The 1430-nt window shown below is 68.6% G+C and carries 1 protein-coding gene and 1 pseudogene; one reads left to right on the top strand and one right to left on the bottom strand.

What is annotated here, in order from left to right:
* A pseudogene (locus DBR22_RS10970) lies at window positions 1-312 on the top strand (DeoR family transcriptional regulator); the annotation flags it as partial.
* 37 nt (window positions 313-349) lie between these two features.
* Here the strand turns inward: DBR22_RS10970 and DBR22_RS10965 are convergent.
* Window positions 350-1369 carry a LacI family DNA-binding transcriptional regulator gene (locus DBR22_RS10965; RefSeq protein ID WP_108599042.1) on the bottom strand — a complete coding sequence of 340 codons (1020 nt, stop codon included), beginning with the start codon at window positions 1367-1369 and terminating at the stop codon, window positions 350-352.
* Window positions 1370-1430: the final 61 nt, after the last annotated feature.

The raw sequence follows: 1430 nt of genomic DNA, 5'->3' as shown, positions 1-1430 counted from the left end.
CTGGTGGGACCCATCGCGACGGCGGCGCTGAAGCAGCTGCACCTGGACGTGCTGTTCCTGGGCGTGCACGGAATGGATTCTGAGGCGGGGTTCACCACGCCCAACCTGCTGGAGGCCGAAACGGACCGGGCGTTCGTGGCCGCAGCCCGTAAAACGGTGGTCCTCGCCGATCACAGCAAGTGGGGAACGCTGGGCATCAGCACCATCGCCGCCCTGGACGAGGCGGACGAGGTCATCAGCGATTCGGGCCTCAGCGCCGAAGCACGGCGGATCCTGGGCGAACGGACCGGCAGGCTCCGGATCGCAGGTTAGGCGCCGAACAGCGACGCGCGGTTCAGCAGCCCCTGGTTCAGGGGCAGCCGCAGGACTGGCGGATGTGCAGTTTCGTGGGAAAGATCCGGTGGCGCGGTTTTTCGCGGCGGCCGGCGCCCACCAAGGCAGCCACGGCGGCCTCGGCCATGTCGGCCACAGGCTGCTCGACCGTAGTCAGCGGCGGCCACGAATATTCGGCTTCCAGGGAGCCGTCAAAGGATGCGACAGCAATCTCACCGGGCACGGCGAGGCCGGCTTCGTGGACCGCGCGCAGGAGGCCGATCGCCTGCATGTCCGAGCTGGCGAAGATCGCCGTGGGCCGGTTGACGGATGCGAGCAGCCGCTGCCCGGCACTGTAGCCGCCGGGCCGGGTGAAGTCGCTGTAGGCGATGGGGCCTTCCGGCAGTCCCGCGGCCTGCAACGCCTCCCGCCAGCCCAGTTCACGCCCGTCAGTGCTGCTGGAAACGTTGGTGCCCATGGCCAGGCCGATGTTGGTGTGGCCGTGCCCGATCAGGTGCTCCACGGCCATGCGGGCGCCGGCGGCAAGGTCCACGCCGATGCTGTTGAACCCCGGGGCGTCGCGCTCCTGGTTCAGCAGGACCGAAGGAATGTCCGCCGTTTCCAGGGACTCCAGATCGGGTTCGAAAAGGACGCTGGCCAGCAGCACGCCATCCACCTGCCGGGCGGCCAGGTTGCGGATGTTGCGCCGCTCCTTGGCCAGGTTTCCGTCCGAGTTGCTCAGCACCAGGGCGTAGCCCAGTTCCGCGGCCGCGTCCTCCACTGCGTGGGCAAAAAAGGAGAAGAAGGGGTTGCTGTTGTCGGGGATGACCAGGCCAATGGTCTCGCTGGACCCGAGCTTGAGGGCCCGGGCTGCCGCGTTGGGGCGGTAGCCCAGGACGCGGATGGCGTCCTGGACCTTCGCTTCGGTGGCCGGCGCCACCTTCTTGGGCCCGCCGTTCACCACATAACTGACGACGGCGGTGCTGACGCCGGCGTACCGGGCAACATCCTTGCGGGTCACCGGGCCGCGCGGGGCCTGCACTACGGGAGTCGTCATGGTGTCCATGCTAGCTAGCGGTTCGCGGGGGCGTCGCCAAAGTCGCGGATCGGCAGCCGCT

The sequence above is a fragment of the Arthrobacter sp. HMWF013 genome, assembly GCF_003061105.1.
GTDB lineage: Bacteria > Actinomycetota > Actinomycetes > Actinomycetales > Micrococcaceae > Arthrobacter.
Note: the sequence above shows the minus strand (reverse complement) of the source record. Positions and strands in the feature narration are given on the sequence as shown.

Coding starts and splice junctions, on each gene's coding strand:
- DBR22_RS10965 (WP_108599042.1), bottom strand. CDS start 1,369: ATGACGACTCCCGTAGTGCAGGCCCCGCGCGGCCCGGTGACCCGCAAG.